The following is a 26577-nucleotide window of genomic DNA, read 5'->3' on the forward strand; positions in this document are numbered from 1 at the left end:
AAAAAAATACCCCTTTCTTTTTTTGTGAAAAGAGTGTAATATAATATAGGCAGTGGCACAACATATTGTGTCGGATGGTAAGAATATAACAAGATTTTGTGCCCAGAAAATGGAAACGCACAAAATCTTGTAATTTTATATAAAAGAGGGAGAAACTATGAATGGTGATGTAAAAACAAAGATTATCAAGCGGAATGGAGAAGAGGTAACCTTTGATATCGATAAGATCATCAATGCGATCACAAAGGCGAATGAAGAAGTGTCAAAGCTTCATCAGATGAACGAATATCAGATCATGGCAATTGCAGAAAAAGTTGCGGATCAGGTGAAAAGTTCTTCACACGCAGTGAATGTAGAAGACATTCAGAACATGGTTGAGACAGGAATCATGGAGATGAGAGGATACGAAGTTGCCCAGAAGTATGTAAGATATCGTTTTAAGAGAGAATTAAGAAGAAAATCTAATACAACTGATGATGGAATTCTTGCTCTTCTTGATAATATTAATGAGGAAGTGAATCAGGAAAATTCAAATAAGAATCCAGTGATCAATTCCACACAGAGAGATTACATGGCTGGAGAAGTCAGCAAGGATTTAAGTAAGAGAGTCCTTTTACCAAATGATATCATCCGTGCTCATGAAGAAGGAATCATTCATTTTCATGATTCTGATTATTTTGCACAGAGAGAACATAATTGTGATCTGATCAATTTAGAAGATATGCTTCAGAATGGAACTGTGATCAGCGAGACGCTGATTGAGAAACCGCATTCATTTTTTACAGCATGTAATGTAACAACACAGATCGTGGCACAGGTAGCAAGTAACCAATATGGGGGACAGTCATTTACACTGGCACATTTAGCACCATTTGTAGATATCAGCAGAAAGAAACTTCGTAATAATGTTGTCAAAGAACGTAAAGCAATTGGAGAATCTATGGATGATGAGATCATCGATAAGATTACGGAGATGCGTCTTTATGATGAGATCAAACAGGGAATTCAGACGATCCAGTATCAGTTAGTAACATTGATGACATGTAATGGTCAGGCACCATTTGTCACAGTCTTTATGTATCTTGATGAAGTGCCGGAAGGACAGACAAGAGATGATTTAGCACTCGTGATCGAAGAAGTTTTAAAACAGAGAATTCAAGGTGTTAAAAACGAGAAGGGAGTTTGGATCACACCAGCATTTCCAAAACTTATTTATGTACTTGATGATGATAATATCACGGAAGATTCCAAGTACTGGTATCTGACGAAATTAGCTGCACAATGTACAGCGAAACGTATGGTTCCAGATTATATATCTGCGAAAGTGATGAGAGAACTTAAGAACGGAGATGTATATCCTTGTATGGGATGCAGATCTTTCTTAACAGTTGAGGATTCTCAGAGAAATGCAGATGGAAGTCACAAGTTTTACGGAAGATTTAATCAGGGGGTTGTAACGATCAACTTAGTTGATGTGGCATGTAGTTCTGACGGAGACATGGACAAATTCTGGGAGATCTTAGAAGAAAGACTTGAACTTTGTCATAAAGCCTTAAGATGCCGTCACGAGAGATTAAAGGGAGCAGTATCTGATGTTGCACCGATCCTTTGGCAGCATGGGGCACTGGCAAGACTTAAAAAAGGTGAGAAGATCGATAAGTTATTATATGATGGATACTCCACAATTTCTCTTGGATATGCAGGACTTTATGAGATGTGTGTTCGTATGACAGGAAAATCTCATACATCCGATGAAGGAAAAGAATTTGCGCTAAAAGTTATGCAGAAGTTAAATGATAAATGTAACGAATGGAAGGAAGCAGAAAATATCAGCTATTCTGTATACGGAACACCAATGGAATCTACAACTTATAAGTTTGCGAAATGTTTACAGAAACGTTTTGGTATTATTCCAGGTGTCACAGATAAGAACTATATCACAAACAGTTATCATGTCCATGTAACAGAAGAAATCGATGCATTCAGCAAACTTGCATTCGAATCAGAATTCCAGAAATTATCTCCAGGTGGAGCAATTAGTTACATTGAAGTACCGAACATGCAGGATAATATCCCAGCTGTTTTATCTGTTATGAAATTCATTTATAATAACATTATGTATGCAGAGTTGAATACAAAGAGTGATTATTGCGAATGTTGTGGATATGACGGGGAAATTCAGATCAAGGAAGATGAATCTGGAAAGCTGATCTGGGAATGTCCAAACTGTGGAAACACAGATCAAGATCATATGTTTGTTGCAAGACGTACCTGCGGATATATCGGAACACAGTTCTGGAATCAGGGACGTACACAAGAGATTAAGGATCGAGTACTTCATTTATAAGAATTATTTACAGAGGAAATCATATGTACTACGGAGAGATTAAAAAATGTGATATAGCGAATGGACCAGGAGTCAGGGTAAGTTTATTTGTATCAGGCTGCAGAAACCATTGTCTGGGATGTTTTAATAAGGAAACATGGGATTTTTGTTATGGAAAGCCATTTACACCGGAAACAAAAGAGCATATCATAGAATTATTAAAACCAGATTATATCGAAGGATTTTCGCTTCTTGGAGGAGAACCATTTGAACCAGAGAACCAGAAAGAATTGGTTTTATTATTAAAAGAAATTAAAGAAATATATCCTGATAAGAATATCTGGTGTTATACAGGATATACTTATGAAAAGGATCTTATGCAGGGTGGAAAAGTACACACATCATTTACGGAAGAAATGTTATCTTATATTGATATACTGGTAGATGGACGATTTATTGAAGCCCAGAAAGATATCACATTAAAATTCCGAGGAAGTGCAAACCAGAGAATTCTAAATTTAAATGAAAGATAAGGCCATAAGAGATGCAGTGAAAAGATACTGCATCTTTTTCTTTTTATCATGATGCAATCTCTTGACAGACTGTGCTTTATATTATAGTCTATGTATAACAAAATATCATAGATAGATTGTAAAATTCGAAAGAAGAAAGAAGGGTTGCACAATGATACTGGAGATTGATTTCAATAGTGACGAGGCAATCTATGTACAGTTAAGAAATCAGATCATTATGGGAATCGCATGTGAAGAATTTACTGATGGAGAATCACTTCCATCTGTACGACAGCTTGCACAGGTACTTGGAGTGAATATGCACACGGTAAATAAAGCCTATGCGATTTTAAGAGAAGAAGGATACTTAAAATTAGACCGAAGAAAAGGTGCAGTCATAAGCGTTGAAACTCTGGAAAAGCAGCAGGAGCTGGCTAGTATTCAGGACAATCTAAGAATGCTGGTTGCTGAAGCAGTCTGTAAGGGAGTTACAGAAGATGAGATGAACCAGCTGGTTCATGACATGTACCAGAAATTAGACAGAAAGTAATAACAGGAGGAGTTATGAACCGATTACCATTTACAAAATATGCCTCCAAAGCATTGAATGAAGGAAGGGAGATTGCAGGATATCTTGGATTTAAGGATGTCAGCAGTATCTTTATCCTTCTTGGACTTTACGGAACAGATGGATCTCTTGCGAGCGAAGTTCTTAAGATGCATGGAGTGACAAGAGAATTAATAGAAGAGGCGGTCAAGGAGAAATCAAAGATGCCAAAAGACCGCAGAAGAACAGTGAAAGATACACCAAAGACAGAATATCTTTTAGAGATTGCAGGGGAACTTGCAATGAAATATGGATGCGATGCAATAGGCTCAGAACATATTCTTATGGCAATGATCAAAGACGGAGATAATGAGGCTTTTCGTCTGTTAGAAGATCACAAGATTTCTTGCGAGGGTATTTATACAGATATTTTAGTTACAGCAGGAATAGATTTTCGTTCTGCAAAGAATGAATACAATGATGCAATTTCTTATGGCGGAGAGGAAGAAAATCAAGAAGCAGGTATGCTGGAGCAATACAGTACAGATCTTACAGAGAAAGCAGCCGCAGGGAAGCTGGATCCGATGATTGGACGTGAAGGTGAGATGGAACGTCTGATGCAGGTCCTATGCAGAAGGACAAAGAACAATCCATGTCTGATCGGTGATCCGGGAGTTGGTAAAACAGCAATTGTAGAAGGTCTTGCACAAAGAATTGCAGACGGCAATATGCCAAGAATCCTTAAGAATAAGAGAATTTTATCCTTAGATCTTACAAAAGTGATCGCAGGAACCAAATTCCGTGGTGAATTTGAAGAACGTATGAAACGTATCGTTACAGAAGCAACACAGGATGATTCTGTCATTTTATTTATTGATGAGATTCATACGATCATTGGAGCTGGCGGTTCTGAAGGAGCTATGGATGCATCCAATATCTTAAAACCGGCATTGGCAAGAGGAGATTTCCAGCTGATCGGTGCGACAACAAGTGAAGAGTATACAAAGTATTTTGAGAAGGATGCAGCTTTAGTTCGAAGATTCCAGCCAGTCAGAGTGAAAGAGCCAACCGTAGAAGAGACAGTTACGATTTTAAAAGGAATCAAATACCGATTTGAGGATTATCATAGAATTTTGGTGCCGGAAGATGTAGTAGAAGCAATTGCAGGTTTATCTGATCGATATATCAGTGATCGTTTTCTGCCGGATAAAGCGATAGATCTTCTAGACGAAGCATGTGCAAGAAAACGAATGGAACAGGTCGGAAGTCATGCAAGTTTTAAAGAAGAACGCAAAGCGATTGCAGAAGTGATCGAGAAGATTGAGAAAGAACTTTCTAATGGCGATATTTTGGAAGCTAAGAATTTAAAAGCGCAGAAGAATAAGCTTGAGAAATCGTTAGAACGTAAGATGAAACGAACACAAAGGAAGGAAAATGAGATTCCACAATTAACAGTTGAAGATGCAGCAGAGGTTGTATCTTTATGGACACAGATCCCAGTAACGCAGCTCACGAAAGGTGATATGGAACGCTTGCGAAATCTTGAAAAAGAACTCCACAAATATGTGATCGGGCAGGATGAAGCAGTCAAAGCCGTTGCGAAAGCTGTGAAAAGAAGCAGAGTTGGACTTAAGAGTCCAAATCGTCCGATCGGATCATTCTTATTCCTGGGACCAACAGGTGTTGGTAAGACAGAGCTTTCAAAGACACTGGCAAGAGCTCTGTTTGGAAGGGAAGAAGATCTGATCCGTGTAGATATGTCTGAATATATGGAGAAGCACAGTGTATCAAAGATCATTGGATCACCTCCAGGATATGTAGGATTCGGAGAAGGTGGACAGTTAAGTGAGCAGATCAGAAGACATCCGTATTCTGTGATCTTATTTGATGAGATCGAGAAAGCACATCCAGACGTATTTAATATTCTGCTTCAGGTACTGGATGATGGACATATTACAGATTCCAATGGACGAAAAGTTGATTTTAAGAATACGGTGATCATCATGACTTCCAATGCAGGTGCAAATCGCATCATCGCACCAAAATATCTTGGATTCTCTGTTGATAACACAGATAAGGCAAAGAATCATGAACGTATGAAAAAAGGTGTGATGGAAGAAGTAAAACAGATCTTCCGTCCGGAATTTTTAAACAGAATTGACGAGACGATCGTTTTTGCAGTTCTTACCAAAGAAGAAGTGAAAAAGATCGCGAAGTTATTTATCGATGAGTTAAAAGTACGTCTCCTAAATGAACATCAGATTACATTAAAGATCACATCGAGTGCGATGGATCTGTTAGCAGATAAAGGATATGATGAGAATTACGGAGCAAGACCACTAAGAAGAGTGATCCAGAATGAGATCGAGGATGTACTGGCAGACAAGATCTTAGAAGGAACACTTTCAAACGGACAGACGATGACAATCGGCAAAAAAGATAAAAAACTTACTTTTTCAGTAAAGGAAACTAGTAAATAGAACCAAAATATATTATAATAAACGTACAACGACCGAAACATATATTAGGAGGAAAAAACAATGGCAGTGGTAACTGAATTATTCCGCAGCGAAGACAATGGAACACTAAGCTTTGGTGACTATACATTAGCACAGAAAGCTAAGAAAGGGGATATCCAGTTTGAAGGGGATATCTACAAGATCAAAACATTTAAGACAATGACGAAACTGGACAAGAACGGACAGCTGATCTTTGAATCTGTTCCAGGTTCTGCAGTACATAACTTTGTTGCAACAACAGATGGTGTTGCATTTGATATTGAATCTTCATCTGACGTTCAGGTTACACTAGAAGTGGAAGCTGGACAGGAATATAAAGTTTTTATTGATAATACAAATGTAGGAATGATGAAAGCAAACCTTGGAGGTAAATTAACTTTAAGTGTTGAATTAAGTGAAGGAACAGCTGCATCTGTTCGCGTAAAGAAACAATAGTAATGTAAGGAGTACCAATGGCGAAACAAAAAACAGTTTATTTTTGCAGCCAGTGTGGTCATGAGTCTTCCAAGTGGATGGGACAATGTCCTGCCTGCAAACAGTGGAATACTTTTACAGAAGAGAAAGTTACAGAAACGAAGAAGGGAGGGGCGAAGTCTTTAAAGACTTCTGCCTCTCCTATGAATATATCGGAGGTAACTATTGAGAATGAAGAAAGGATTCCGACAGGAATCGGAGAACTTGACCGAGTACTTGGCGGTGGGATCGTGAAAGGATCTTTATCATTGGTTGGCGGGGATCCTGGAATTGGTAAATCAACGCTGTTATTACAGGTATGCAGAAATCTTGCGAATAATAAACGCAAGGTTTTATATATTTCTGGGGAAGAATCAATGCATCAGATCAAGATGCGTGCTGAGAGAATTGGAACATTTGAAGAAGAAATGCTTCTTTTTTGTGAAACAGATCTTGATGCGATCACCAGTGCGATTCTAAAGACAAAGCCTGAATTTGCAGTGATCGACTCTATTCAGACGATGTACAGCGAAGATCTTTCTTCGGCAGCAGGAAGTGTTTCACAGGTAAGAGAAGTGACGGCTGCAATGATGAGAGTGGCAAAAGAGAATAATATTGCTGTTTTCATTGTTGGACATGTGACCAAAGAAGGGGTTGTTGCAGGACCTAGAACATTGGAACATATGGTGGATACGGTCCTTTATTTTGAAGGAGAGAGAGAAGCAGCCTATAGAATCTTGCGAGGCGTAAAGAACCGTTTTGGATCTACAAATGAGATAGGTGTATTTGAGATGTGCAACAATGGGTTAGTTGAAGTTGAGAATCCATCAAAGACAATGTTAAATGGAAGACCGCTTGATGCGTCAGGATCAGTTGTTGTCTGCTCTATGGAAGGAACCAGACCGATCCTTATTGAAATCCAGGCACTTGTATCACCAACAAGTTTCCAGATGCCGCGAAGAACAGCAGTGGGAATTGACTATAACAGGGTGAACCTTTTGATGGCTGTACTTGAGAAGAGAGTTGGATTACAGCTTGGAGGTTGTGATGCTTATGTAAACCTTGCAGGAGGAATGAAGCTTGGGGAACCGGCGATCGATCTTGGAATTATCATGGCGATCGCATCAAGTTACAAGAACAGAGCAATTTTAGAAGATACGATCATTTTTGGAGAAGTCGGTCTGGTAGGAGAAGTTCGTGCAGTATCCGGTGGTGAGGCAAGGATCAAGGAAGCACAGAAACTTGGATTTAAGAGATGCATTCTGCCCCAGGCGAATGTAGATCAGATTAAGATTGAAACTGATATGAGACTCGTAGGAGTTTCAAATGTTATGGAAGCATTAGATCTTATATAATATATTGATTGCAAGTATATACAAGATACATTATAATCAATATAGAAAAAACTATATGGAGGAAAACATGGAAGAAACGATTTCTAAGAATTTTATAGAACAGATTATTGAGAAAGATATCGAGGAGGGACGCTGCAAGAAAGTTGTCACAAGATTCCCACCAGAACCTAACGGATATCTTCATATCGGACACGCAAAATCTATTTTATTAAATTATGGACTGGCTCAGGAATATGGCGGAGATTTTCATTTCCGTTTTGATGATACAAACCCTACAAAAGAGAAGGAAGAATATGTAAATTCCATCAAGGAAGATGTAGAATGGTTAGGTGCAGACTATCATGAGCATATTTACTATGCATCAAATTATTTTGACAAGATGTATGAATGTGCAGAATTCTTGATCAAGAAAGGAAAAGCATATGTCTGTGATCTTAGTGCAGAACAGATCAGAGAATATCGCGGAACATTGACAGAACCTGGAAAGAACAGTCCATATCGTGACCGTACACCAGAAGAAAACTTAAAGTTATTCCGTGAAATGAAAGAAGGAAAATATCCAGACGGAAGCAAAGTACTTCGTGCGAAGATTGATATGACATCTGGAAACATCAATATGAGAGATCCAATTCTTTACCGTATTGCAAGAATGGAACATCATAATACAGGTAACAAATGGTGTATCTATCCAATGTATGATTTTGCTCATCCATTAGAGGATGCATTTGAAGGAGTTACACATTCTATCTGTACACTGGAATTTGAAGACCACAGACCATTATATGACTGGGTAGTCAATGAATGTGAATTTGAAAATCCACCAAAACAGATTGAATTTGCAAAATTATACCTGACAAATGTCGTTACAGGAAAACGTTATATTAAGAAATTAGTAGAAGATGGAATCGTAGACGGATGGGATGATCCTCGTCTGGTATCCTTATCTGCACTTCGAAGAAGAGGATATACACCAGAATCTATCAAAAAATTTATGGAACTTGTGGGAGTTGCAAAGAGTCACAGCTCTGTGGATTCTGCAATGCTTGAATATTGTATTCGTGATGACCTTAAATTAAAACGTCCACGTATGGCAGCTATTTTGGATCCGATCAAACTTGTGATCACAAATTATCCGGAAGGTGAAGGAGAGCTTGTAGATGTTCCGAATAATCAGGAAAACGAAGAGATGGGAACAAGACAGGTACCATTTTCAAGAGAATTATATATTGAACGTGAAGACTTCAAAATTGAGAAGCCTAAAAAGTATCGTCGTTTATATGTAGGAAATGAAGTTCGTTTAATGAATGCATATTTTGTGACATGTACAGGATATGATGTAGATGAGGATGGTAACGTTACATGTGTATATGCAACATATGATCCAGAATCCAGAGGAGGAAACAGCCCTGATGGAAGAAAAGTTCGTGGAACAATCCACTGGGTATCAGCTAAAACTGCGAAAAAGGCAGAAATTCGTCTATATGAAAACATTGTAGATGAAGAAAAAGGCGTATATAATGAAGATGGAAGTATTAATGTAAATCCTAATTCATTAACTGTGATCAAAGAAGCATATGTTGAGCCAGAATTAGAGAAGTACGATAAAGGAGACAGCTTCCAGTTTATGAGAACAGGATATTTCTGTTTAGATTCTAAAGATTCTACTAAAGAACATATGGTATTTAATAGAATCGTAAGCTTAAAGAGTTCTTATAAACCAAACTAATATACGAAGCCTGTTATGAAAGATTTCAAGACAGGAGCAGTGGATGAGAAAAAGAGAGGAAATTAAATGAAGGTAATCGTGGTATCTCATGGAAGTTACGCCAGAGGACTAGTGGATACAGTACAGATGATCGCAGGGAAACAGGAAGACCTGGAAGCATTTGGACTGGAGTCGGAAGAATCTGTGGATACTTTAAAAGAGAAGATCAGACAAAGTATTGAACAGGCATCACAGGAAGAAGAGATTCTGATCCTCACAGATATTTTTTATGGAAGTCCGTTTAATACAGTTATTTCATTAATGCCAGAGTATGATCTTTACCACGTTACTGGAATTAATCTTCCATTGATGATGGAAGTCATTATGGGAAGAATTTCGGGAAAGCATGCGGAAGAAATCTGTAAAGAACTTCTTAAGGCAGCACCGGATACAGTACGGGATGTACGTGAATTATATAAGGAGGTAGAAAAATGAAGAAAATAGTACTGGCAAGAGTCGATGACAGACTCATACATACAGAGATTTTAACATTATGGGTGCCAGAAGTACGTGCAAACAGAATCCTTATTGTTGATGATATCGTTGCGAAAGATAAATTTCGAAGCAAGGTGATCAAAGAGATGGCACCAGATGGTCTTATCATTCACGTTTATGGAATTGACCGTGCAGTTGAAAAGTTAAAAGAACCACCATCATTTGATGGGGAACGAGTGATCGTGATCGCTGAATCACCAATAGTGTTTGAAGAACTGATGAAATGCGGAATCAGGATCACACAGCTTAATATTGGAGGTATGGGAATTCGAGGGGAACGAAAAACTGTGGCAAGAAGGATCGCATGCGATGACAGAGAAATGGAATCTATCCAACAGATGATTCGAAAAGGCGTCCACGTATATTTCCAGACGATTCCGAAAAAAAGCTGGGAAGAAGCGAAAAAATATATACAAGAATAAATACAAATACAAAAGAATGCAATCTCATTTAAAAAAAATTATAAAAAAGGGGTTGCATTTTTTTTACGCAGTGTTATACTTAAGAACATAGAGTTAGCACTCGATATGAGTGAGTGCTAACAATCGAAAATAAAAACAATTTTCTAATATATTTAGGAGGTAATATTATTATGAAGTTAACACCATTAGGAGATAGAGTTGTATTAAAACAGTTGGAAGCAGAAACAAAGACAAAATCAGGAATCGTCCTTACAACAGCAACACAGGAAAAACCTCAGGAAGCAGAAGTTATCGCAGTAGGACCTGGAACAGAAGATGTAAAGATGGAAGTTTCTGTAGGACAGAAAGTTATCTATTCTAAATATGCTGGAACAGAAGTGAAATTAGAAGATGAAGAATATATTATTGTAAAACAGAATGATATTTTAGCAGTTGTAGAATAATCAGATTGCAGAATCATTTTATTGCAGAATCATTTAGTCGGAGGTAATAAGATCATGGCAAAAGAAATTAAATACGGAATTGAAGCAAGAAAAGCTCTGGAAGCTGGAGTTAATCAGTTAGCAGATACAGTAAGAGTAACAATCGGACCAAAAGGACGTAACGTAGTATTAGATAAATCATTTGGTACACCACTGATCACAAATGATGGTGTAACAATTGCAAAAGAGATTGAATTAGAAGACCCATTTGAAAACATGGGAGCACAGGTTGTCAAAGAAGTAGCAACTAAGACAAATGATGTTGCTGGAGATGGTACAACAACAGCTACAGTACTTGCACAGGCAATGATCAACGAAGGAATGAAGAACTTAGCAGCAGGAGCTAACCCAATCATCCTTCGTAAAGGAATGAAAAAAGCTACAGAAGCAGCCGTTGAAGCAATCGCTGAGATGAGCAGCAAAGTTACAGGAAGAGATCAGATCGCGAAAGTAGCAGCAATTTCTGCAGCAGACGAAGAAGTTGGAGAATTAGTAGCAGATGCTATGGAAAAGGTATCTAACGACGGAGTTATCACAATTGAAGAATCTAAGACAATGAAGACAGAATTAGATTTAGTAGAAGGTATGCAGTTTGATCGTGGATACTTATCCGCATACTTCTCAACAGATATGGAGAAAATGGTTGCAGAATTAGATGATCCATATATCCTGATCACAGACAAGAAGATTTCTAACATTCAGGAAATCCTTCCATTATTAGAGCAGATTGTACAGAATGGTAAGAAATTACTGATCATCGCAGAAGATGTTGAAGGTGAAGCATTAACAACACTGATCGTAAACAAATTACGTGGAACATTCTCTGTATGTGCAGTCAAAGCACCTGGATATGGAGACAGAAGAAAAGCAATGCTTGAAGATATCGCTATCTTAACAGGTGGTACAGTGATCTCTGAAGAAGTCGGAATGGAATTAAAAGATGCAACAATCGATCAGTTAGGTCGTGCAAAATCTGTAAGAGTTGAAAAAGAAAATACAGTCATCGTAGATGGTGAAGGAGAAAAAGATGCGATCCAGGCACGTATCGCACAGATCAAAGGACAGATCGAAGAAACAACATCTGAATTTGATAAAGAAAAATTACAGGAAAGATTAGCTAAATTATCTGGTGGAGTTGCCGTTGTTCGTGTTGGAGCAGCAACAGAAACAGAAATGAAAGAAAGCAAATTAAGACTGGAAGATGCCTTAGCAGCAACAAAAGCCGCAGTAGAAGAAGGAATCATCTTCGGTGGAGGATCTGCTTACATTCACGCATCTAAGAAAGCAGCAGAGAAAGTAGCAGACTTAGAAGGAGACGAAAAGACAGGAGCAAACATCATCCTGAAAGCCTTAGAAGCACCATTATTCCAGATTGCAGTCAATGCAGGTCTTGAAGGAGCTGTTATCGTAAATAAAGTAAAAGAAGCAGAAATTGGAAAAGGATTCGATGCATTACATGGAGAATATGTAGACATGGTAGAAGCAGGAATCATTGACCCAGCTAAAGTAACAAGAAGTGCATTACAGAATGCAACATCTGTAGCATCTACACTGTTAACAACAGAATCTGTTGTTGCTAATATTAAAGAAGATGCACCAGCAATGCCAGCAGGAGCTCCAGCTGGAATGGGAATGATGTAGTTGAGTGGACGTCTACAGGGAGCAAAGCGACTCAAAGACTAAAATATATCCCCGGAAATTCGAAAAAATTTCTGGGGCTTTTTTATGCTTAAAACCGATACTCCTTCCAAACCACCCAATACTCTACATTCGCACAATCATCCACAATCGGAATGATCTTCCTCTGATCCAAAATTTCTTCAGGATAATCCAAGAGGAACACAGACAGATAAATGTTCAGTAAAGAAAGGAGTGGGATATAAACCAGTTCCATGATACTCATTAGGAAAACCATGGAGGAATAAGGAAATATCTGCTATAATAAATATATACTAAAAATACGATAGGAGGCAGATTATGAACAATTTTACTTATTCTGTTCCAACAAAGATTCATTTTGGAAAAGGACAGATTTCACATCTTTATGAGCTTTCAGAAAGTGGAAACAAAGTGTTGTTATGCTATGGCGGTGGAAGTATCAAAAAAGCAGGAATTTATGATGAAGCCGTGAAGATTTTAAAAGAAGAAGACATCGAAATCTTTGAATTATCAGGAATTGCACCAAATCCAAAGATTGAATCTGTCAGAGAAGGTGTAAAACTCTGTAAAGAAAATGACATCGATATGGTACTTGCCATTGGAGGTGGATCTGTCATTGACTGTGCGAAAGTTGTAGCAGCAGGAGCCTGTTATGATGGAGATCCATGGGATCTTGTTATCACGCCAAGATGGATCAAAAAAGCATTGCCGATCTATAGTGTATTGACATTATCAGCGACAGGATCAGAGATGGACCCATTTGCGGTAATCTCAGATATGTCTAAGAATGAAAAATGGGGAACATCAAGCGAACATATGAAACCAAAGATGTCAATTCTTGATCCAGAATATACCTACTCTGTATCAAAGAAACAGACAGCAGCAGGAACAGCAGATATGATCAGTCATATTTGTGAAAACTACTTTACCAATGTAAAGAATGCAGATGTTCAGGCAAGATTTGCGGAAGGACTGTTAAAGAATTGCTTTAAATACGGTCCAATCGCATTAGAAGAACCAGATAACTATGATGCAAGAGCGAATCTGATGTGGACAGCCAGTATGGCGATCAATGGAATTCTTTCTGACGGAGCGGAAGTTTCCTGGTGTGTTCATCCGATGGAACATGAATTAAGTGCTTTCTACGATATCACACATGGAGAAGGATTAGCAATCTTAACACCACACTGGATGGATTTTGCATTAAATGACGATACCGCATCTAAATTTGCGGACTATGCAAGAAATGTCTGGGATGTAGTAAATGATGATGATATGGCAGCAGCCAAAGAAGGAATCGCATGCACCAGAGAATTCTTCAAGGAGATGGGACTTCCACAGACTTTATCAGATGTTGGAATCGACAAAGAACATTTTGATATCATGGCACAGAAAGCAGCCGATGGATGTGTTGGATCTTTTGTATCATTGAGTAAAGAAGATATCGTAAGTATTTTTGAAGCAGCTTTATAAGAACAAAAATAAGCAGGATCAAATAGGTTTAAGATCCTGCTTATTTTTGTTGTGCAGAGATATAGAAATTATTTTACTTTAATCTTTTTAACAGACGACCATGAACCATAGAATGTTTTAGTTCCGACTTTTTTATAGCCACGGACTTTTACATAATAAGTTTTTTTGCTTGAAAGCTTATTGACTTTCACAGAAGTTACATTACTTGATGCTTTCATTGTTTTTTTACGTTTGCTAAATTTAGCATTCTGAGCAGTCATGATTTCATAATCGCTGATTCCGGAAATCTTTTTCCATTTAGCAGTCAGAGCCTTTTTCTCAGCTTTTGGAGTATAAATGGAAACTTTTGCTATCTTTGGTGCAACAATTTTGAAAGTTTTCTTTGTTGTTGCTTTATAACCATTTTTAAAAGTAATTGTGACTGTAGCAGTTCCAATATTAGTATTGTTTTTATAAGAAACTATATAATAAGAAGCAGAAAGTTTTTTGCCATCTCTTGTAGTTACAGTCACAGAAGGTTTTTGTGCCTTTGCATTGTAAGTTACAGTCGTATTGTTTAATGTTACTTTTGAAAGTCTGTATAAAATATGAACACCAATTACATTACAACCCTTATTTGTGCATTTCCAGGCAGTTTCACCATCCTGTGTAAAAGTCGCAAGAGTTGTATTTCCGTATTTTGGCTTATGTCCAAGTGCTGGAATTAATTCTGTATGACTTTTGATCGGATGGTTACATAAAGAAGAGATTGCCATAATAAAATAAGAAGATAAAACAAAAAATGTTTATTATTCAATATTTACAAAAAATACTTTCTTATTATACAATTACAATGTATAATAAAAAGAAGATATTTTAAGAAAGAGGTGTACGTGGTGTATAAGATTGTCAAGAAACAGACACTCAACCAGGCTGTTGAGTTAATGGAGATTCATGCTCCTTATGTGGCAAGAAAGTGTGAACCAGGACAATTCATCATTATCAGAGTCGATGAAGATGGAGAGAGAGTTCCTTTAACAATTGCAGATTTTGATCGTGAGAAAGAGACTGTAACGATCATTTATCAGGTAGTTGGATATACAACAGAATTATTAAGTAAGAAAAAAGAAGGAGAATATGTACAGGATTTCGTAGGGCCATTAGGTCAGCCAGCTCCTTTACACAAATGTGACCGTGTCATCGGAGTAGCCGGTGGTGTAGGTGCAGCTCCTTTATATCCACAACTTCGTAAGTTAGCGAAGATGGGAGTACCAGTTGATGTTATCATCGGTGGTAAGAGTGCAGAATTTGTAATTCTTAAGGAATTATTTGAAGAATTTTGTGATAATGTATATATTGCAACAGATGACGGAAGTCTTGGAACAAAAGGTTTTGTTACAACTGTATTAGAAGAACAGATTAAAGCCGGAGTGAAATATGACGAAGTTATCGCAATTGGACCACTGATCATGATGAAGAACGTGGTTAAGATCACAAAAGAATATGACATCCCAACTATGGTATCTTTAAATCCAATTATGATCGATGGAACTGGTATGTGCGGTGGATGCCGTGTCAACATTGGTGGAGAAACAAAATTTGCATGTGTTGACGGACCAGACTTTGACGGATTTAAAGTAGACTTTGACGAATGTATGCAGCGTCAGGGTATGTTCAAAGAAGAAGAACATCAGTGTAGAATTGGAAGGGGGATGTAAACGATGGCAAATATGAGTCTTAAGAAGGTACCTATGCCAGAACAGGACCCAAATGTCCGTAATAAGAACTTTGAAGAAGTTGCTCTTGGATATACAAAAGAGATGGCAATGGAAGAAGCAACTCGTTGCTTAAACTGTAAGAATAAACCTTGTGTTGGAGGATGTCCGGTTAACGTACCAATTCCAGCTTTTATTGAGAAAGTAGCAGCTGGAGATTTTGAAGGTGCATACGAAGTGATCACAACAGAGAATGCATTACCAGCAATCTGCGGACGAGTATGTCCACAGGAGAACCAGTGCGAAGGTAAATGTGTCCGCGGTATCAAGGGAGAACCTGTTGGTATCGGACGTATGGAACGTTTTGTCGCTGACTGGCATATGGCACATGCCAAAGAAACAGAAGTTAATATTGATAAGAATGGAATGAAAGTTGCAGTTGTCGGATGTGGACCTGCAGGTATCACATGTGCGGGAGAACTGATCAAAAAAGGTTATGATGTAACAGTGTTTGAAGCATTACATAAACCAGGTGGAGTATTAAGCTATGGTATTCCAGAATTCCGTCTGCCAAAAGATCTGGTAGCCAAAGAGATCGAAAGCGTTCAGAAGTTAGGTGTAGATATCGAAACTAACGTTATCGTTGGACGTTCTATCACAATCGATGAATTAATGGAAGATGGATACAAAGCAGTCTTCGTAGGAAGTGGTGCAGGACTTCCAAGATTTTTAAATATTCCTGGAGAAAACCACTTAGGAGTATACTCTGCAAATGAATTCTTAACTCGTGTGAACTTAATGAAAGGATATAAATTCCCAGAATGCCCAACTCCAGTCAAAGTTGGTAAGAAAGTAGCAGTTGTAGGTGCTGGTAACGTAGCAATGGATGCTGCCAGAACAGCAAAACGATTAGGTGCAGAAGAAGTTTACATCGTATATCGTCGTAGCGAAGAAGAAGCACCAGCACGTTTAGAAGAATTACATCATGCAAAAGAAGAAGGAATTATTTTTAAATTCTTAAATAACCCAGCTGCGATCAAAGCAGATGAGAATGGATGGGTTAAGAGTATGGAAGTTATCAAACAGGAATTAGGTGAACCTGATGCATCAGGAAGACGTTCTCCACGTCCGATCGAAGGATCTAACTATGATCTTGATGTTGATACAGTTATTATTGCGATCGGTCAGAGCCCTAACCCACTGATCCGTCACACAACACCAGGACTTGACACTCAGAAATGGGGAGGAATCATTGTTAATGAAGAAACAATGGAGACAAGTAAAGATGGTGTATACGCAGGTGGAGATACAGTAACTGGAGCAGCAACAGTTATCCTTGCCATGGGAGCAGGAAAGAAAGCAGCTGCAGCAATCGATCAGAAATTACAGGGAAAATAAAAGGAGGATTCCAGATGGGAAAAGCAGTATTTCAGACTGAGATTATCGAACTCGGAGAACAGGTAGATGCTTTTTTTGAGGAAGGTATGTTCGTGCTTTTTGGAGAAAATGTACCGGATACATTAAAAGATTTCTGTCATTTCATCGATCAGAAGAAAGTGGATGGAACAATCAAAAAAGGAGATAAACTGGTTGTGGATCAGAAAGAATATCTCATCACTGCCGTTGGAGATATTGCCCAGTCTAATTTGGAGACATTGGGACATCTGACAGTTGTCTTCAGTGGTGCAAAAGAAGCAGGTCTTCCTGGAAGTATTTGTGTTGAGGCAAAACCAATGCCTAAGCTTACGATTGGAAGTAAACTTTCTATCGTAGAAGAATAGAATTTACAAGAGATATCAAGAGATTGGTATCAGGATTATATAAAAGGAGTTATTGCGAAAGCAGTAATTCCTTTTATTGTACAAAAAAGAAATTAGTATCAGATAGTTATATTTTTGAATGTTCAGATAATTATAACCATGTACAGAAAATAATCCATACATTTTTGAAAAAATGTAAAATAATCTGTTGACATAAAAGAAACTATTTGTTACCATATCTAACAATACAAATCAGATATTAAAATACAAGAAAGCGAGGAAAACAAGAAAATGGGTAAGTTAATTGGTGAAGGGATTACATTTGATGATGTTTTATTAGTTCCAGCATATTCGGAAGTAATTGCGAATGATGTGGATACACGCACACGATTGACAAACAAAATTCAGTTAAACATTCCACTGATGAGTGCCAGCATGGATACAGTTACAGAACATCGCATGGCAATCGCAATGGCAAGACAGGGTGGAATCGGAATTATACATAAGAATATGTCAATTGAAGAGCAGGCAGAAGAAGTGGATAAGGTAAAACGTTCTGAAAACGGAGTTATCACAGATCCATTTTCATTATCACCAGAACATACCATTCAGGATGCTGACGATTTAATGGCGAAGTATCGTATTTCAGGGGTACCAATTACAGAAGGTACAAAGCTCGTTGGTATTATTACAAATCGTGATTTAAAATTCGAAACAGATTATTCAAAGAAGATCAAAGAATCTATGACTTCTGAAGGGCTGGTAACAGCAAAAGAAGGAATCACATTAGAAGAAGCAAAACAGATTCTTGGAAGAGCAAGAAAAGAAAAATTACCAATCGTTGATGATGACTTTAATTTAAAAGGACTGATCACAATTAAGGATATTGAGAAACAGATCAAATATCCAAATGCAGCGAAAGATGATCAGGGAAGATTATTATGTGGAGCTGGTGTTGGTATCACAGCAGACGTTTTAGATCGTGTTCAGGCATTAGTCGATGCTCATGTTGACGTTATCGTTGTTGACTCTGCACATGGACATTCTGCAAATGTATTAAGAGTGGTAAGAATGGTCAAAGATAAGTTCCCAGATCTTCAGGTAATCGCAGGTAACGTTGCAACAGGAGCTGGAGCTAAGGCGTTGATCGAAGCTGGAGCTGACTGTGTGAAGATCGGTATCGGACCTGGATCTATCTGCACAACTCGTATCGTAGCTGGTATTGGTGTACCACAGATCACAGCGATCATGAGTGCGTATGAAGAAGCTAAGAAAGCAGGAATCCCAATCATCGCTGATGGTGGTATCAAATATTCAGGAGAACTTACAAAAGCGATCGCAGCCGGAGCAGATGTATGTATGTTAGGAAGCATGCTTGCAGGATGCGATGAAAGTCCTGGAGATTTCGAATTATATCAGGGAAGAAAATATAAAGTATATCGTGGAATGGGATCATTAGCAGCGATGGAGAATGGTAGTAAAGACCGTTATTTCCAGACAAATGCTAAGAAATTAGTTCCAGAAGGTGTTGAAGGTCGTGTAGCATATAAAGGAACTGTTGAAGATACCATCTTCCAGATGATGGGAGGTCTTCGTTCTGGAATGGGATATTGTGGAGCAAAAGATATTAAGACATTACAGGAGACAGGGGAATTCGTTAAGATTTCTGCTGCATCCTTAAAAGAAAGTCATCCACATGACATTCATATCACAAAAGAAGCACCAAACTATAGTGTAGAATAAGAATTAAGAAGATAGAGGAACCAGAGTACAAAAGCAGATGTATTCTGGTTCTTTTTTGCTTTAAAAAATGGGAGCAGATTTGTTAATTGACAATTATCAATAAAAAATGATTGACTTATAAATGAAACAGGAATATCATTAAATTACTTTGGTTTTCAAAATAGTGATCAAAAGAAAAATAAAAATAAGAAGAGAAATATGAGAAAGGTAAAAAATGATTTCAAAATTCAGCGTAAAAAAACCGTATACCGTCATTGTGGCGGTCATATTAGTCATCATTTTAGGAATCGTATCATTTACAAAGATGACAACAGACCTGCTGCCAAGCATGGAACTACCATATGCGGTTGTTATGACAACGTATCAGGGAGCGTCTCCAGAGACTGTAGAGACAACTGTAACAAAGCCAGTTGAACAGTCGATGGCAACGATTTCAAATATCAAAGAAGTAAACTCAATTTCTAGTGAGAATATGTCTATGGTTATTCTGGAATTTGAAGGTGACACAGATATGAATGCAGTTTCTCTTGATATGAGAGAGAAACTTGATATGATCAAAGGTTACTGGCCAGATGAAGTGGGTAATCCAACGATCATGAAATTAAATCCAGATATGATGCCAGTTATGGTAACAGCCATGGATTCTGATAAGTTAAGCAGTGCTGAGTTATCAGAGTTGATCAATGATAAGATCGCACCGTCTTTAGAAGCTGTTGATGGAGTCGCATCCGTAAGTAGCACCGGACTTGTGACAGAACAGATCAATGCGATCATCAGTGAGAAAAAGATCAACAAATTAAATAAGAAGATACAGAAAGCTTTAAATGGTCAGTTTGATGAAGCACAGAATAAGATTGATCAGGCTAAAGCCCAGATGGAAACTGGAAAGAATACGTTAGATGCACAAAGGACTAAGGCAAATACTCAGCTTGCTAAAGCCCAGACGGCTCTAAGTGATGGACAGTTAAGCCTTGCACAGAAAGAAGTACAGGTGACAAGCTCAATCACAAACTTGAAAGTGCAGAAACAATCTTTGCAAGCATCTTTAAAGACATTAAAAACCCAGATTGCTAAGTTGGAAGAACAGGAAAAACAGGTTCCAGATGCTGCAACAAAGATGCAGCTTGCAGCCCAGATCGAAGAATTGAAAAAGCAAGAAACAACAGCAGAAACTTCGATTAAGGCATTGGATAAGAATTTAAAAACACTAAATAGTGCATTAAAACAGATCAAAAAAGGAAAGAAAACGATCAATTCCCAATTGACACAGTTTAATGTACAGTCAGCGACAGCAACACAGAAAATGAATGATGGGGAGATTAAACTTGCACAAGGTGAAGCACAGCTAAATTCCAGTCAGAGCCAGCTTGATTCCAGCAAAGAACAGGCAAAAGAAGCAGCAAATATCAAGAATAAGTTGACAGTTGAAAATGTGAAAGCATTGTTAACAGCACAGAACTTTGAGATGCCAGCGGGATACATCAGTGAAGGTAATACCCAGTATTTAGTCCGTGTTGGAGATAAAGTTACAAACAAAAAAGATCTTGCCAATATGGAATTATTAGATCTTGGAATTAAAGGAATCCCACCGATCAAGCTTTGTGATGTAGCAGACGTGGCGATCGTAGATAATTCTGCAGATACATATTGCCGTGTAAATGGCAACAATGGTGTGGTATTAACGGTTCAGAAGCAGAATAACTATTCGACAGCAGATGTTGCTGACAAAGTTGCAGCGAAGATGAAGACATTAACAAAAGAAAATAAAGGATTCCACTATGTAAATATCATGGATCAGGGTGTATACATTGATATGGTGACAGGCTCTGTGATTCAGAATCTATTAATGGGAGCAATCCTTGCAGTCTTTATTTTGCTATTATTCTTAAAAGATATCAGACCAACGATCGTTATTGCATGCTCTATTCCGTTAAGTGTTATTTTTGCGGTGGTACTCATGTATTTTACAGGAATTACGCTAAATGTTATCTCATTGTCGGGACTTGCACTTGGAGTCGGAATGCTTGTGGATAACTCGATCGTAGTCATTGAGAATATCTACCGATTAAGAAAAGAAGGGGTTCCAGTTAAAGAAGCAGCGATCACAGGAGCAAAAGGGGTTGCAGGAGCAATTACATCCTCTACTTTAACAACAATTTCTGTATTCCTGCCAATCGTATTTACAACTGGAATTACAAAACAGCTTTTTACAGATATGGGATTGACCATTGGTTATTCTTTAGTAGCCAGTCTGATCGTGGCGGTAACATTTGTACCAATGATGTCAGCTGGTGTACTTAATAAAGTTACAGAAAAAGATAGCAAATTTATTGATAAATTACAGCAATTATATCGCAAAGTCATGACAAAACTGTTAAACCGAAAGATTATTGTAGTCATTGTAACATTAGCACTCTTTGTAGGAAGCATTATTGGAGCAATGAATATCGGAAGCTCCTTAATGCCAAGCATGGACAGTACACAGATGACAATGACGATCAAGATGCCACAGGGATCTTCTATGGAAGAAACTGCATCCATGACAGATACGGTAATGAAGAAAGTACAAGAAATCAAAGATGTTGACAGTGTAGCAGGAATGATATCTTCAGGATCTTCAGGAATGTCTGCAATGACATCAGGAGGATCTTCCAATGAAGATCAGTCTAGTATGTATATCTTATTAAAAGAAAAGAAAAAACATACAAATAAAGAGATTAAGAAAGAAATCTTAAAGAAAACAAAGAAATTTGATTGTGAGATTGAAGTTCAGGAATCTAGTATGGATATGAGTGCACTTGGTGGAAGCGGAATTTCCATACAGATCAAAGGAAGTGATTTAAATAAATTAAGATCGATCGGAAAAGATATTGCCAAGATCGCTGAGGATACGAAAGGAACACAGAATGTATCTAATGGAAGTGAAGAGACAACACCAGATATTCATGTTGTCGTAGATAAGAAAAAGGCAGTCAAGAATGGACTTACAGTTGCAACGATCTATCAGCAGTTGAGTGAGAAATTAAAAGATGCTAGTGAAGCAACAACGATCACGATCAATGAAAAGGAATACAGTGTCAATGTTGGAAACAGCGCAAAGAATACATTGACAAGAAATGATCTTAAAAAAGTGAAATTGACAGGAACGGTAAGTGGAAAAGAAAAAGAAGTTACGCTGGATAAGGTTGCGAAATTCAGAAATAGTGACAGCTTGTCTTCCATCAATCGAAATCAACAGGAAAGAACACTTACTGTAACATCAGAAATTAAAGATGGATATAATGTAGGAAAAGTCAGCAGTGCCGTACAAAAGCAGATCAAAAAATACAATGCACCGAAAGGATACAGTATCACAATGAAAGGTGAGATGGAATCCATTCAGGAAACAACAGGACAGATTGGATTAATGCTGTTACTGGCTGTAGCATTTATGTACCTGATCATGGTAGCACAGTTCCAGTCACTGAAATCACCATTTATCATTTTATTTACGATTCCAATGGCATTTACAGGAGGATTTTTAGGACTGTTGCTTACAGGAAAAGATTTAAGTGCAATTGCGATGATCGGATTTGTTATGCTTGCCGGTATCATTGTAAATAATGGTATCGTGCTGGTAGATACGATCAATCAGTTAAGAGAATCGGGATACGAATTTGAAGAAGCAATCCTGACAGCAGGTACGATGCGTGTACGTCCGATCTTGATGACAGCCCTTACAACGATCCTTGGATTATCTACAATGGCGATTGGTTTAGGTCAAGGTGCCGAGATGATGCAGCCGATGGCGATCGTTACGATCGGTGGTTTGATTTATGGAACTTTACTAACATTATTAGTGGTTCCATGTATTTATGGACTCTTCAATAGAAGAAAAAAGAAAGCAGAGTAAATCTTACAAAACTATTAAATATGACCGCTTTCCTTTACTTTTAAAAAGAGAAAAGATATAATAGTACAAGAATCATGTCAGAATTGACATGATTCTTTGATATATGGAAGAACCATAAGAGAGAAAAGAAAGAGGATAGATCATTGGAAGGAGCAGACATATGAATCAGAAAAAAGATTATGTTCTGAGATGGATTCCGAAGTATTCTATCATTCCGCTGATCACAGCGTTAGTACTGAATACTTTGGTTTACAGTGGAACAATGGTGCTTTGTAAAGGATTATATCATCATGATTTTACAACAGCATTTGACCGGATGGTACCGGTGATCCCAGAATTTACAAGTATTTATTTGATATGTTATGTGTTTTGGGTTGTGAACTACATTATGACTGCGAGAATCAGTAGAGAACATATGTATAGATTTTTGACAGCAGATTATCTGTCAAGGATCGTATGTGGGATTTTATTTGTCTTTTTGCCAACAACACTGGTAAGACCAGAGATCACAGGAACAGGATTTTGGGATCAGGCATTACGATTTGTGTATTCGATCGATCAATCGGCAAACTTATTTCCATCGATTCACTGTCTGGTAAGCTGGTTTTGTTATATTGGGATCAGGCATCAGAAGAAGATTCCAGTGTGGTATCAGAGATTTTCACTTGTTTTTGCAATTTTAGTCTGTATTTCCACGCAGGTAACCAAGCAGCATTATATCATAGATGTGTTTGGCGGGATCATTTTAAGTGAAGTCTGTTATCTGATCGGAAGAAAGACCAATTTGTATCAAGGACTCTGGAAAGTGTTTGAGAAAATCAACCAACAAGTTGGTTTAGAGAGAAGATCTGTGAAATACAAAGGGAAATTATCGGAGATCAAAGGTTAGGAAAGATGAAGAATAAGAAAAAAGTCATCGGTAATACAGTCTTTTTCTTTGCATTATTTGGATTGACTGCATATGCCGTATTGAAAGGAAAGGAACTTTCTGAGCTGGCGGAAGTTCTAAAATCAGTAAAACCTGCATATTATATTGCGGGATTGGTTATGATCGTTGTGTTTGTGTGCTGCGAGTCGTATATTATTTATCGCATGCTACGGCTGCTTCATTACAATGATGTGCCGAAGAGAAATTGCGTCAAATATTCGTTTGTAGGTTTCTTTTTCAGTTGTATTACACCGTCTGCAACTGGCGGACAGCCAATGCAGCTTTACTACATGAACCGCGATAAAGTTGACATATCCGTGGGAACCGTCATTTTGATGATCGTTACCATTTTATATAAATTTGTCCTGGTATTTTTAGGAGCACTGATCTTTTTATTCCGTCATTTTCTTGTGGCAGAATATATAGGGAAGGCAGCATTCTTCTTTTACCTTGGAATGGCATTGAATGTGTTTTGTGTTGCGTTCATGCTGATTCTTGTATTTGAGCCAACGTTAGCATCCAAAATCGTGCTGTGGCTGTTTCAGAAATTAGAAAAGTTCCATATTTTAAAGAAAAAAGAAGAACGTCTTGAAAAACTTCAGAATTCTATGATCGAGTATCATAAAGCAGCAGCAATCATTCAAGGACATCGGATCTTTATTTTTCGGATGTTCGTTGTCACATTGATTCAGAGACTGATCCATTTTTCAATTACGTATCTTGTATACAGAGCAATGGGACTTTCTGCATTAGGATTTATTGATGTAGTTGCTCTACAGAGTGTTATTTCAATTTCTGTGGATATGCTTCCGTTGCCAGGCGGAATGGGAATCAGTGAAGGCTTATTTTTAAATATCTTTAAGAAGATTTTTGTTGGCGGATTATTATATCCGGCAATGCTGTTAAGCCGAGGAATCAGTTATTATGCACTGGTATTGATCAGTGCAGTGATGACAGGAGTCGCACATGTTACGATAAAGCGTAAAGAATAGAGGGAAAAAGGTATGATAGGATTTTATAATGCATCTGTAATACTGACATATTTAGGAGTTGTCAGTGCAGTATTTGGAATGTCACAGGCATTCAATGGAAACTTTAAGATCGCAATTTTATGTTTGATGATCTCAGGATTAACAGATATGTATGATGGAACGATCGCAAAGATGATCAAGAGAAGCGAAGACGCCAAGAAGTTTGGAATCGAGATTGATTCTTTATGTGATCTTGTCTGTTTTGGAGTGTATCCGGTTGTGATCGGTTACTGTCTTGGAATGGACCAATGGTATGCAAGGATCATTTATATGTGTTATGTTTTAGGCGGAGTTATTCGTCTGGCATATTTTAATGTTACAGAAGAACAGCGTCAGGCACACAGCAGTTCCAGAAGAAAACATTATCAGGGACTGCCAATTACATCGGTTGCACTGATCATTCCGATCGTATATCAGCTTCGAAGATTCTTTCCAGAAGAATTTCCATACATATATGTTGCAATGTTAGCAGTGATTGCCTTCTTATTTGTATTTGATTTTAAAGTCTTTAAACCAGATAAGAAATGTATGCTTGCATTTGTAGTTATTGGAGCATTGATCGCAGTAAAGATGTTTTTACTGTAAGATGATAGGAGAATTGTAGATGAGATATGCCGATAGAGATGGGAATATTTATGAAGAAGAGAATGGGCAGGATCGTCTGTTAAACTGGATGTATACAACTATGGCAGGACGATCTAGTTTAAAGATATTGACCAGACCTTGGGTATCCAAATTAGGGGGAGCTTTCTTAAGTTCTCCCATTTCTAAATGTCTGATCAAGGGATTTATTAAGAATAATCACATTGATATGAGTGAATATGAGGAAAAGAATTATAAGTCATACAATGAATTCTTCTCAAGAAAGATCAAAGAAGGAAAACGTCCATTTCCGGAAGACAAAAATATCTTAGGAAGTCCATGTGACTGTAAAGTGAGTGTTTATCCGATTGAAGAAAATACATCATTTGTTGTAAAGAATACAAGATACACTTTGGATTCATTGATCAGAAATCGAAAGATCGCAAGACATTTTCAAGATGGATATGCAGTGATCTTGCGTTTAACGGTTGATGATTACCACAGATACTGTTATTTCGATGATGGGATCAAGAGCGAGAATCACAGGATAGAAGGAGTTTATCATACGGTCAATCCAATTGCTAATGATCATGTAAAGATCTATAAATATAATACCAGAGAATACACAATGATGAAGACAAAGCATTTTGGAGATGCACTCCAGATGGAAGTCGGTGCATTGATGGTAGGAAAGATTGTCAATCACGATGGTGCAGGATCTATGAAACGTGGGATTGAAAAAGGATATTTCAAGTTTGGTGGATCAACGATCATTTTATTATTCGAGAAGGATAGAGTGGAGATTAGAGAAGAATTATTAGAACGCACAAAGAATCAGTGTGAGACAAAGATCAAACAAGGTGAGATGATCGGAAGAGCATTGGTATGACCTTAGAATAAAATATTGACAGAATCGTCATATATGCGTATACTGAATTC

Annotated in this window: 22 protein-coding genes; 21 read left to right on the forward strand and 1 reads right to left on the reverse strand. The window is 37.7% G+C overall.

All coding sequences use genetic code 11. The annotated features are described in order from the left end of the window. Nucleotides 1-157 precede the first annotated feature (157 nt). From nrdD to OCV53_RS03965, 12 genes are all read left to right on the forward strand, one after another. Nucleotides 158-2347 carry an anaerobic ribonucleoside-triphosphate reductase gene (gene nrdD, locus OCV53_RS03910; protein WP_022374235.1) on the forward strand — a complete coding sequence of 730 codons (2190 nt, stop codon included), beginning with the start codon at nt 158-160 and terminating at the stop codon, nt 2345-2347. Between the two features lie 23 nt (nt 2348-2370). Then, the gene (gene nrdG, locus OCV53_RS03915; RefSeq protein ID WP_022374234.1) at nt 2371-2859 is read left to right on the forward strand and encodes an anaerobic ribonucleoside-triphosphate reductase activating protein; all 489 of its coding nucleotides are present in this window, start codon (nt 2371-2373) and stop codon (nt 2857-2859) included. A gap of 151 nt (nt 2860-3010) precedes the next feature. Beyond that, entirely contained in the window at nt 3011-3388 is a 378-nt protein-coding gene (locus tag OCV53_RS03920; RefSeq protein ID WP_022374233.1) for a GntR family transcriptional regulator, read from the forward strand. A 14-nt stretch (nt 3389-3402) separates the two neighbouring features. Continuing rightward, the gene (locus OCV53_RS03925; RefSeq protein WP_022374232.1) at nt 3403-5865 is read left to right on the forward strand and encodes an ATP-dependent Clp protease ATP-binding subunit; all 2463 of its coding nucleotides are present in this window, start codon (nt 3403-3405) and stop codon (nt 5863-5865) included. Between the two features lie 60 nt (nt 5866-5925). Beyond that, nucleotides 5926-6339: a hypothetical protein gene (locus OCV53_RS03930; RefSeq protein ID WP_022374231.1), complete on the forward strand. Its 414-nt coding sequence runs from the start codon at nt 5926-5928 to the stop codon at nt 6337-6339. Between the two features lie 17 nt (nt 6340-6356). Continuing rightward, nucleotides 6357-7712, forward strand: a complete 1356-nt coding sequence (gene radA, locus OCV53_RS03935) for a DNA repair protein RadA (RefSeq protein ID WP_022374230.1) — start codon at nt 6357-6359, stop codon at nt 7710-7712. A gap of 55 nt (nt 7713-7767) precedes the next feature. Then, nucleotides 7768-9438 carry a glutamine--tRNA ligase/YqeY domain fusion protein gene (locus OCV53_RS03940; protein WP_055196641.1) on the forward strand — a complete coding sequence of 557 codons (1671 nt, stop codon included), beginning with the start codon at nt 7768-7770 and terminating at the stop codon, nt 9436-9438. Nucleotides 9439-9504: 66 nt separating this feature from the next. Next, nucleotides 9505-9912 carry a PTS sugar transporter subunit IIA gene (locus OCV53_RS03945; protein WP_055196642.1) on the forward strand — a complete coding sequence of 136 codons (408 nt, stop codon included), beginning with the start codon at nt 9505-9507 and terminating at the stop codon, nt 9910-9912. Next, nucleotides 9909-10394 (forward strand): PTS sugar transporter subunit IIB, encoded by a 486-nt coding sequence (locus OCV53_RS03950; protein ID WP_022374227.1) that lies wholly within the window; start codon nt 9909-9911, stop codon nt 10392-10394. Before OCV53_RS03945 ends, OCV53_RS03950 begins: the two co-directional genes overlap by 4 nt. A gap of 170 nt (nt 10395-10564) precedes the next feature. Continuing rightward, nucleotides 10565-10837 carry a co-chaperone GroES gene (locus OCV53_RS03955; protein ID WP_022374226.1) on the forward strand — a complete coding sequence of 91 codons (273 nt, stop codon included), beginning with the start codon at nt 10565-10567 and terminating at the stop codon, nt 10835-10837. A gap of 54 nt (nt 10838-10891) precedes the next feature. Then, a complete protein-coding gene (gene groL / locus OCV53_RS03960) occupies nt 10892-12517 on the forward strand; it encodes a chaperonin GroEL (RefSeq protein ID WP_055196643.1) in 1626 nt (541 codons plus the stop codon). 336 nt (nt 12518-12853) lie between these two features. Next, on the forward strand, nt 12854-14008 hold the full coding sequence (locus OCV53_RS03965) for an iron-containing alcohol dehydrogenase (RefSeq protein ID WP_055196644.1): 1155 nt from the start codon (nt 12854-12856) through the stop codon (nt 14006-14008). Nucleotides 14009-14076: 68 nt separating this feature from the next. Here the strand turns inward: OCV53_RS03965 and OCV53_RS03970 are convergent, their stop codons facing one another. After that, nucleotides 14077-14763 (reverse strand): hypothetical protein, encoded by a 687-nt coding sequence (locus OCV53_RS03970; RefSeq protein WP_055196645.1) that lies wholly within the window; start codon nt 14761-14763, stop codon nt 14077-14079. 120 nt (nt 14764-14883) lie between these two features. On the opposite strand from OCV53_RS03970, the gene OCV53_RS03975 reads away from it, so the two are divergent. The 9 genes from OCV53_RS03975 to OCV53_RS04015 all read left to right on the forward strand — a co-directional run bounded on the left by OCV53_RS03975 (nt 14884) and on the right by OCV53_RS04015 (nt 26527). Next, nucleotides 14884-15705: a sulfide/dihydroorotate dehydrogenase-like FAD/NAD-binding protein gene (locus tag OCV53_RS03975; RefSeq protein ID WP_055196646.1), complete on the forward strand. Its 822-nt coding sequence runs from the start codon at nt 14884-14886 to the stop codon at nt 15703-15705. 3 nt (nt 15706-15708) lie between these two features. Next, nucleotides 15709-17100 (forward strand): NADPH-dependent glutamate synthase, encoded by a 1392-nt coding sequence (gltA, locus tag OCV53_RS03980; protein WP_055196647.1) that lies wholly within the window; start codon nt 15709-15711, stop codon nt 17098-17100. A 14-nt stretch (nt 17101-17114) separates the two neighbouring features. Then, a complete protein-coding gene (locus OCV53_RS03985; protein WP_055196648.1) occupies nt 17115-17483 on the forward strand; it encodes a PTS glucitol/sorbitol transporter subunit IIA in 369 nt (122 codons plus the stop codon). Between the two features lie 270 nt (nt 17484-17753). Continuing rightward, a complete protein-coding gene (gene guaB / locus OCV53_RS03990) occupies nt 17754-19205 on the forward strand; it encodes an IMP dehydrogenase (protein WP_022374867.1) in 1452 nt (483 codons plus the stop codon). Between the two features lie 214 nt (nt 19206-19419). Then, a complete protein-coding gene (locus tag OCV53_RS03995; RefSeq protein ID WP_055196649.1) occupies nt 19420-23097 on the forward strand; it encodes an efflux RND transporter permease subunit in 3678 nt (1225 codons plus the stop codon). 160 nt (nt 23098-23257) lie between these two features. Next, the gene (locus tag OCV53_RS04000; RefSeq protein ID WP_055196650.1) at nt 23258-23986 is read left to right on the forward strand and encodes a phosphatase PAP2 family protein; all 729 of its coding nucleotides are present in this window, start codon (nt 23258-23260) and stop codon (nt 23984-23986) included. Between the two features lie 5 nt (nt 23987-23991). Continuing rightward, the gene (locus OCV53_RS04005; RefSeq protein ID WP_009204385.1) at nt 23992-25017 is read left to right on the forward strand and encodes a lysylphosphatidylglycerol synthase transmembrane domain-containing protein; all 1026 of its coding nucleotides are present in this window, start codon (nt 23992-23994) and stop codon (nt 25015-25017) included. Between the two features lie 12 nt (nt 25018-25029). Continuing rightward, complete coding sequence (locus OCV53_RS04010) at nt 25030-25641, forward strand: CDP-alcohol phosphatidyltransferase family protein (protein ID WP_008391894.1); 612 nt, start codon at nt 25030-25032, stop codon at nt 25639-25641. Nucleotides 25642-25660: 19 nt separating this feature from the next. Further along, nucleotides 25661-26527, forward strand: a complete 867-nt coding sequence (locus tag OCV53_RS04015; RefSeq protein ID WP_055196651.1) for a phosphatidylserine decarboxylase — start codon at nt 25661-25663, stop codon at nt 26525-26527. Nucleotides 26528-26577 lie beyond the last annotated feature (50 nt).

It is taken from the genome of Anaerostipes amylophilus (assembly GCF_025567365.1).
GTDB lineage: Bacteria > Bacillota > Clostridia > Lachnospirales > Lachnospiraceae > Anaerostipes > Anaerostipes amylophilus.